A 998-nucleotide genomic window follows, 5' to 3' on the forward strand; every position below is an offset into this window, starting at 1 on the left:
TATCTGACGAAGAAAGTAAAGCTGCGCTGAATATTATCAATGCTTGGCGTGACCGTTTAGCAGATATCTCATGGTTTATGCGTTGTCTGAATGAGTTCATTGCACGTAAAGCCAATAAAGAAGATGACTGTACAGGCCGGTTCTGGGAAGGACGATTTAAATCCCAAGCATTATTAGATGAAGATGCATTGTTAACTTGCATGGCTTATGTCGATCTTAATCCTGTTCGTGCCAAAATGAATAATAGTGTTGAAACGTCAGAATACACCTCTGCTTATGAGCGCATACATGGTGTTGCTTTTATAGAGGAAAACAATGGGTCTTCTTTGCTCGGGTTAAGTTTTAAGAAAAAGCCATTATTGGGTTTTATAGGCGATGAACATGAACCTCAACAGCTGGGCATCCCCTTCTCACTGCTTGATTATATCGAGTTAGTCGATTGGAGCGGTCGTATTTTACGAGAAGATAAACGAGGAGCAATCGCCAGCCATCATCCTAAATTGCTCAATACACTCGGGCTTGACAGTGAAACTTGGTTATCGCTTGCAAGTGGTTTTGGCAAAGACTACCAAGGGGCAGTCGGCTCGTTGGAAGAGTTAGCATTATTTGCAGCGCATACTGGCAAGCGTTGGATGGCCAGCAAAAACGAATTACGACGAAATTTGCACTAGTTTCTTGGCTACTGCTTATTTTTAAAAAATACCGTGAGAACGAAAGAATTCTCTTGTTTAAAATACTAGAAAACGGCTTTATGCCCTGCATTTTATACCCCTACAATATTTTTAAAACACTTTCTGATTTATGTTTTATTACATGCCACAATTTTTTGATGATTATTTGGCTGTAAAAGTTTATGGATGTCTACTACTTTCTCCAAAAGATATTCCACAACCCCGCGGCGAGTAAAATAACACCAACACTAAGGCGAATAGGTCGAGGACAACCTTTTGCCATTGGCGGTACGGCCACAATTAAACCTGCGAGCATACACGCAGTAA

The 998-nt window shown here is 40.7% G+C and carries 1 protein-coding gene; it reads left to right on the top strand.

The genetic code is table 11. From position 1 onward, the window contains the following. A partial coding sequence (locus H5084_RS19235) for a transposase (protein ID WP_409077645.1) occupies positions 1-671 on the top strand: 671 nt, incomplete at its 5' end. Positions 672-998 lie beyond the last annotated feature (327 nt).

This window comes from Psychromonas sp. SR45-3 (assembly GCF_014163575.1).
GTDB classification, from domain to species: domain Bacteria; phylum Pseudomonadota; class Gammaproteobacteria; order Enterobacterales; family Psychromonadaceae; genus Psychromonas; species Psychromonas arctica.